A 6109-nucleotide genomic window follows, 5' to 3' on the forward strand; every position below is an offset into this window, starting at 1 on the left:
TTTCGCTCCGTCGTCCCTGACCGTTATGCCGCGCGGTTGCCGCCGCCCTGACGGGCGCGCTGCTCACCGGACTCCTGCAGGCGACGTTCTTGCGCCATCGGATCATGCTCGAGGATCTCACCTTTGTAGATCCAGACCTTGATGCCGATGATGCCCATCGCCGTGGAAGCTTCCGCGGTTCCGTAATCGATATCGGCGCGCAGCGTGTGCAGCGGCACCGAACCCTCTTGATATTGCTCGACGCGAGCGATCTCGGCGCCGCCGAGGCGACCACCGCAAACCACCTTGCAGCCCTTGGCACCCATACGCATCGCCGTTTGCAGCGAGCGCTTCATGGCGCGGCGGAAAGCCACGCGGCGCTCGAGTTGCTGTGCGATGGATTCGGCGACCAGGGTCGCATCGATTTCCGGCTTGCGAACTTCGACCAGGTTGAGGAAGACCTCCCCCTTCACGATCTTTTGCAGCTCGCGGCGCAGAACCTCGATATCAGCGCCCTTCTTGCCGATCACGACACCCGGGCGAGCGGTGTAAACCGTCACCGTGCACTTCTTGTGCGGGCGCTCGATCACGATCTTCGAGACACTGGCATTTTTCAGCCGCTTGCGCAGCATATCGCGGATTTTCAGATCCTCGTGCAGGAGATCGGCATACTCACCGGTATTCGCGTACCAACGCGATTCCCAGGTGCGGTTTACGCCGAGCCGCAGCCCGATCGGATTGACCTTCTGACCCATCAGGCGGCCTCCTCAACTTCGCGAACGACAATCGTAAGCTCGGAAAACGGCTTCATCACTTTCGCTGCGCGGCCACGGGCACGCGCACGGAAACGCTTCATCACCAGGTTCTTGCCGACATAGGCTTCCGACACGACAAGGCTGTCGATGTCGAGGCCATGATTGTTCTCGGCATTCGCGATCGCGCTGTCGAGAACCTTCAGAACATCTTTCGAGATCCGCTTGCGCGAGAATTCCAGCGTGGCGCGAGCCGATTCGACCTTTTTGCCGCGGATGGATTGCGCAACCAGGTTCAGCTTCTGAGGGCTGATCCGGATCATGGTCTGCTTGGCGCGCGCTTCATTATCAGCAACGCGGCGGACATTCTTGCCGGACTCGTCTCTTTGGCGGGTCTGGGTCATCATTAGCCCCTCTTCGCCTTCTTGTCCGCCGCATGACCGTAATAGGTCCGGGACGGAGCGAATTCACCAAGCTTGTGGCCAACCATGTCTTCGGTCACCAGCACCGGGATGAACTTGTTGCCGTTATGCACCTGAAAGGTCAGGCCCACGAATTGCGGCATGATCGTCGAACGGCGCGACCAGGTCTTGATCGGCTTCTTGCGGCCGTCAGCGTGAGACGCTTCGGCTTTCTTGAGGAGGTATCCGTCTACGAACGGACCTTTCCAGACTGAACGCGGCATAGCTAACGCGCTCCCTTAGCGTGACTTGCGCTGATGGCGCGAGCGGAGGATGAACTTGTCGGTCGCCTTGTTCTTGCGGGTCTTGCGGCCCTTCGTGGGCTTACCCCAAGGCGTCACCGGGTGACGGCCGCCGGACGTACGGCCTTCGCCGCCGCCATGCGGGTGATCGATCGGGTTCATGGCGACGCCACGAACCGCCGGACGCTTGCCCATATAGCGCTTGCGGCCGGCCTTACCGAGATTCTGGTTCATGTGATCCGGGTTGGAAACAGCGCCAACCGTGGCGACGCACATTTCCGGGATCGCACGAAGTTCGCCGGAATTCAGGCGAACCTGAGCATAACCACCGTCGCGGCCAACGAGCTGAGCGTATCCCCCAGCCGAGCGGGCGATCTGACCGCCCTTGCCCGGCTTCATCTCCACATTGTGGACGATGGTGCCGACCGGCATGGACTTCAGCGGCATGCAATTGCCCGGCTTCACGTCTACGCCCGTCGTGCCGGAAATGACCTTGTCACCCTCGGCCAGCCGTTGCGGCGCCAGGATGTAGGACTTCTCGCCATCAGCGTATTCGATCAGCGCGATGAACGCGGTCCGGTTCGGATCGTATTCGAGACGGATCACCGTGGCTTCGACGTCATGCTTGTTACGCTTGAAGTCGACCTTGCGGTAAAGCGTCTTGGCACCACCGCCCTGACGGCGAGCGGTAATCCGGCCGGTATTGTTGCGGCCACCCTTCTTGGTCTTGCCTTCAACAAGGCTTTTCTCCGGACGGCCCTTGTGGAGGCCTTCGCGGTCGACCAGCACCAGGCCGCGGCGGCCCGGAGAGGTGGGGTTATATGTCTTCAGCGCCATGGTTCTACAGTCCCGTGGTCACGTCGATCGCATCGCCCTCGGCGAGCGTCACGATCGCTTTTTTCATATCCGAGCGCTGGCCGATCTGGCCGCGGAAGCGCTTGGTCTTGCCTTTCAGGCGCAGCGTGTTCACCGCCGTCACCTTCACCTTGAACAGGGTTTCCACTGCCTCGGCGATTTCCGTCTTGGTCGCAGTCAGCGGCACACGGAAAACAACCTTGCCATCTTCCGACAGCAGCGTTGCCTTCTCGGTGATCACCGGACCCAGGATCGCGTCATAGTGGCGGGCTTCAGCCTTTACCTTGGCCATTACGCGGTCTCCTTCGCAGCAAAGCGCTCGTGGATCTTCTCCACAGCGGCCTTGGTCAGGACCAGCTGGTCGTGACGCAGCACGTCGTAAACATTCAGGCCCTGCGCCGGCAGCACGTCGATGTGCGGAATATTGCTGGCAGCCTTGGCGAAGTTCTCGTTCACGGTGTCGCCATCAATGATCAGCGCATTGCTGAGCTTCAGCTTGGCGAATGCATCGCGGGCGGCCTTCGTCTTGGCATCCTTCAGCACCGCCTCATCAACAATGATGAGCGATTCGGAACCGGCCTTCGACGACAGGGCGTGCTTCAGCGCCAGCGTCCGGACCTTCTTGGGAAGATCGTGCGCATGGCTGCGGACACGCGGACCGTGAGCCTTGCCACCACCAACGAAGATCGGCGCACGGCGGTTACCGTGACGGGCACCACCGCCACCCTTCTGGCGGCCATATTTCTTGCCAGTGCGCGCAATCTCGTTGCGCTCCTTGGCTTTGTGCGTGCCAGCCTGGCGGCGAGCCAGCTGCCACTTCACCACGCGTTGCAGGAGGTCGGCACGAACCTCGCCAATGCCGAATACGGCATCATCGAGATCCAGCGCGCCCGCATCCTTCGCGGCGAGGGTTTTTACCTCGACCTTCATGATTTGGACTCCTCGTCGCCCGCAGCATCAGCTGCCGGGGCCGCATCTTCTGCCGGAGCACCCTCAGCCGTCATCTCGGCTTCCGGGGTCGCCGGCTCTTCATTCGCCGGAGCTTCTTCACCGGCCTTGCGGATCGCACCCGGCAACGGCAGCTCGGCATCGCCAGCGCCCTTCACCGCGTCACGAATCTCGACCCAGGAGCCAGCAGCGCCCGGAACCGAACCGCGAACCAGGATATAACCGTCTTCCGCATCAACGCGGACGACTTCCAGATTTTGCAGGGTGATGCGCGCGTCACCATAGTGACCGGCCATCTTCTTGCCCTTGAACACCTTGCCCGGGTCCTGACACTGACCGGTCGAACCATGCGAGCGGTGAGAGATCGACACGCCGTGCGTGGCGCGCAGACCACCGAAGTTCCAGCGCTTCATGGCACCGGCAAAACCCTTACCGATGCTCTTGCCGGCAACATCGACCTTCTGGCCCGGCACGAAGTGCTCGGCCGTCAGCTCGGAACCCGGCTCGATCAGATTGTCTTCGGAAACGCGGAACTCCACGACGCGCTTCTTCGGCTCGACCTGCGCCTTGGCAAAGTGGCCGCGCATCGCCTTGGAGGTGCGCTTGGCTTTCGCCTTGCCCGCACCGAGCTGAAGAGCAACATAGCCGTCACGGTCAGCAGTACGCTGAGCGACGACCTGGCAGTTGTCGAGTTGGAGGACAGTCACCGGGATGTGTGCGCCGTCTTCGGCGAACACGCGGGTCATCCCGACCTTTTTGGCAATCAGGCCCGTGCGCATGACTTAGGCTCCCAGCTTGATCTCGACGTCCACACCGGCCGACAGATCGAGCTTCATCAGAGCATCAACCGTTTGCGGGGTGGGATCGACGATGTCGAGAAGGCGCTTGTGAGTCCGGATCTCGAACTGCTCGCGCGATTTCTTGTCAATGTGAGGACCACGAAGAACCGTAAAACGTTCCATCCGGGTCGGCAGCGGGATAGGCCCGCGCACATTGGCGCCCGTGCGCTTCGCCGTCGATACGATCTCGCGAGCGGAAGTGTCCAGCACGCGGTGATCGAACGCTTTGAGGCGAATGCGAATATTCTGCTGTGCCATCGTAGTTCGTCCACACAATTAAAGGCGCACAGACAGGTGGACTCTTCCGGCCACCGATCGGCGCGCTTGAAACCAGTTTGTTCGCTTCATGGAGCTGCGTTTGCCGAAGGGCACAGTCAGCTCATTCACGAGGGGCGTCGTCTACCGGTATGAGTCGCCGCCGTCAACACCCAGAATCCGTTTTAGGAAGCGATTTTTTGCATATCGGCAAGAATGCCCGATCCGATTGCGTCACGGCCTGATATTCAGAATGGCCGGATATCGCTCAGCCAGTCCTCAGGCTCCGGCGCTCTAAGGCCTGAACATCAGCTCTTCCCGATCGGGCACCGGGTCCAATTTCGGCCGGCGCTTTGAGAAACCGGACGATGTCATCCGGCCCGGCATACGCTTCTGCATCGATCCAGCCCTTGAAGACCGCCAGGCAGCTTTCTGCCAGCTGTAGCGCAACAAGCCGTACAGGTAGATCGAAAGCATAGGCCTGGCTCTGCAACCGCTCCTCCACCAGATCCGCAAGAAGCACGGCCACTTTTTCGCGGAAGTCGGGAAAATTTTCACGGATGCGCCGGCGGTGGGCCCACGCATCCGCGAGAATCAACTCCCCCTGTAGCCCGTCTCCGGCACCGACAATCAGATCGGCAAAAATCTCAAGCCGGGACCTCAACGCACTCAGGCAAACCTCATCCCTGTTCGTAAAATGCTGATAGAAGGTGGATCGCCCCACATCCGCCTCGTTAATGATATCAGCGACGCGAATATGGCGGCCGGGCTTCTCATGCCAAAGCTTGATGACCGCATTCACTATAGAGGCACGCGTTTTTCGACTTCTTCGATCTAGCAACATATTTTTCTCCGAAACTGACTTTTTCGGCATTTTGTTCAGTATCCAACAATCAACCGTGATTGATTGTTTTAATCCTTACTTCTTCCCCTAAAGACAACTCACAACAATGGAAGAGAGGATCACATGTCTGTAATCAAACAACTTTTAAGTGAAGAAAGAGCGCTTCTGATACCTGGGACCGCCCTCGTGCTTGCGTCGCTGATTTCAATTCTGGTGATGCAGGGCCACCCGACCGGCGGTGAAGGGCACCACGGCGAGATCGCCTCCGAGAGTCTCAGCATGCATGCCCAGATGCTGACCCTGCGGGCACTCATGGTTTTCGGCCTGTTCGCTTATGCGGCTCATCGCGGCATTCAAAGGCCACTTGTCCTGGCAGGCTCGGTTGCGCTGATCGTCAGCACAATCTGTTTTGTCGGTGCAACGACTATCGATGGCTATGTCATGCCATTCCTGACCAACCCCGACCACCAGATACCGCGCTACAGCCAAATTGCCTGGGCGCAATTGGTCACCGGCTTTGGCTTTACCGGCATGTTCGCTACCGCCACGGTCTACGCTTTGTTGTCACTGGATATGATGACGGACATGAAGACACGCCCCTTGGCAATCGGCATGTCGGGCCTGGCCATCGCCAGTTTCGTCATCTTTCTGGTCGTAACCAATAACGGGATGAACCTGCCCCTCGCCTTCAAGATAATCAGCTCGATTGGCATCTGGGGAATGATTCTCGGCCTGCACATGGTCTTCACCCGGAAGGCCTGACCGGTTTTCCCAGCCTCGCAGCCAACAAAAAAGGGGCGCCAATGGCGCCCCTTTTCCATTTCGAGAGAGGATAATCCTACTCGATGATTTTCGAGACGACGCCGGCACCGACGGTGCGGCCGCCTTCACGGATAGCGAAGCGCAGGCCCTGGTCCATCGCGATCGGCGTGAT

11 protein-coding genes are annotated in these 6109 nt (G+C 59.7%); 1 reads left to right on the plus strand and 10 read right to left on the minus strand.

Annotation, left to right across the window (positions count from 1 at the left end; translation table 11 throughout):
• Positions 1-23: 23 nt before the first annotated feature.
• The 9 genes from rpsC to V0U79_RS02490 form a co-directional block, all read right to left on the minus strand.
• The gene (rpsC, locus tag V0U79_RS02450; RefSeq protein WP_330197872.1) at positions 24-734 is read right to left on the minus strand and encodes a 30S ribosomal protein S3; all 711 of its coding nucleotides are present in this window, start codon (positions 732-734) and stop codon (positions 24-26) included.
• Positions 734-1135 (minus strand): 50S ribosomal protein L22, encoded by a 402-nt coding sequence (gene rplV / locus V0U79_RS02455; RefSeq protein WP_330197873.1) that lies wholly within the window; start codon positions 1133-1135, stop codon positions 734-736. Before rplV ends, rpsC begins: the two co-directional genes overlap by 1 nt.
• A gap of 2 nt (positions 1136-1137) precedes the next feature.
• Positions 1138-1416, minus strand: coding sequence for a 30S ribosomal protein S19 (gene rpsS, locus V0U79_RS02460; protein ID WP_330197874.1), 279 nt, complete (start codon positions 1414-1416; stop codon positions 1138-1140).
• Between the two features lie 15 nt (positions 1417-1431).
• Positions 1432-2271, minus strand: coding sequence for a 50S ribosomal protein L2 (rplB, locus tag V0U79_RS02465; protein ID WP_330197875.1), 840 nt, complete (start codon positions 2269-2271; stop codon positions 1432-1434).
• Positions 2272-2275: 4 nt separating this feature from the next.
• Positions 2276-2581: a 50S ribosomal protein L23 gene (locus V0U79_RS02470; protein ID WP_330197876.1), complete on the minus strand. Its 306-nt coding sequence runs from the start codon at positions 2579-2581 to the stop codon at positions 2276-2278.
• A complete protein-coding gene (rplD, locus tag V0U79_RS02475) occupies positions 2581-3219 on the minus strand; it encodes a 50S ribosomal protein L4 (RefSeq protein WP_330197877.1) in 639 nt (212 codons plus the stop codon). The genes V0U79_RS02470 and rplD overlap by 1 nt, the downstream gene beginning before the upstream one ends.
• On the minus strand, positions 3216-4016 hold the full coding sequence (rplC, locus tag V0U79_RS02480; RefSeq protein WP_373696420.1) for a 50S ribosomal protein L3: 801 nt from the start codon (positions 4014-4016) through the stop codon (positions 3216-3218). Before rplC ends, rplD begins: the two co-directional genes overlap by 4 nt.
• Before the next feature lie 3 nt (positions 4017-4019).
• Positions 4020-4334 (minus strand): 30S ribosomal protein S10, encoded by a 315-nt coding sequence (rpsJ, locus tag V0U79_RS02485; RefSeq protein WP_109260630.1) that lies wholly within the window; start codon positions 4332-4334, stop codon positions 4020-4022.
• 265 nt (positions 4335-4599) lie between these two features.
• The gene (locus V0U79_RS02490) at positions 4600-5205 is read right to left on the minus strand and encodes a TetR/AcrR family transcriptional regulator (RefSeq protein WP_330197878.1); all 606 of its coding nucleotides are present in this window, start codon (positions 5203-5205) and stop codon (positions 4600-4602) included.
• A gap of 93 nt (positions 5206-5298) precedes the next feature.
• On the opposite strand from V0U79_RS02490, the gene V0U79_RS02495 reads away from it, so the two are divergent.
• Positions 5299-5937 (plus strand): hypothetical protein, encoded by a 639-nt coding sequence (locus V0U79_RS02495; protein WP_330197879.1) that lies wholly within the window; start codon positions 5299-5301, stop codon positions 5935-5937.
• Between the two features lie 76 nt (positions 5938-6013).
• Here the strand turns inward: V0U79_RS02495 and V0U79_RS02500 are convergent.
• A partial coding sequence (locus V0U79_RS02500) for an EF-Tu C-terminal domain-related protein (RefSeq protein ID WP_330197884.1) occupies positions 6014-6109 on the minus strand: 96 nt, incomplete at its 5' end.

The sequence above is a fragment of the Hyphobacterium lacteum genome (assembly GCF_036330345.1).
In the GTDB taxonomy this organism is placed as follows: domain Bacteria; phylum Pseudomonadota; class Alphaproteobacteria; order Caulobacterales; family Maricaulaceae; genus Hyphobacterium; species Hyphobacterium lacteum.

Coding starts and splice junctions, on each gene's coding strand:
- rpsC (WP_330197872.1), bottom strand. CDS start 734: ATGGGTCAGAAGGTCAATCCGATCGGGCTGCGGCTCGGCGTAAACCGC.
- rplV (WP_330197873.1), bottom strand. CDS start 1,135: ATGACCCAGACCCGCCAAAGAGACGAGTCCGGCAAGAATGTCCGCCGC.
- rpsS (WP_330197874.1), bottom strand. CDS start 1,416: ATGCCGCGTTCAGTCTGGAAAGGTCCGTTCGTAGACGGATACCTCCTC.
- rplB (WP_330197875.1), bottom strand. CDS start 2,271: ATGGCGCTGAAGACATATAACCCCACCTCTCCGGGCCGCCGCGGCCTG.
- V0U79_RS02470 (WP_330197876.1), bottom strand. CDS start 2,581: ATGGCCAAGGTAAAGGCTGAAGCCCGCCACTATGACGCGATCCTGGGT.
- rplD (WP_330197877.1), bottom strand. CDS start 3,219: ATGAAGGTCGAGGTAAAAACCCTCGCCGCGAAGGATGCGGGCGCGCTG.
- rplC (WP_373696420.1), bottom strand. CDS start 4,016: ATGCGCACGGGCCTGATTGCCAAAAAGGTCGGGATGACCCGCGTGTTC.
- rpsJ (WP_109260630.1), bottom strand. CDS start 4,334: ATGGCACAGCAGAATATTCGCATTCGCCTCAAAGCGTTCGATCACCGC.
- V0U79_RS02490 (WP_330197878.1), bottom strand. CDS start 5,205: ATGCCGAAAAAGTCAGTTTCGGAGAAAAATATGTTGCTAGATCGAAGA.
- V0U79_RS02495 (WP_330197879.1), top strand. CDS start 5,299: ATGTCTGTAATCAAACAACTTTTAAGTGAAGAAAGAGCGCTTCTGATA.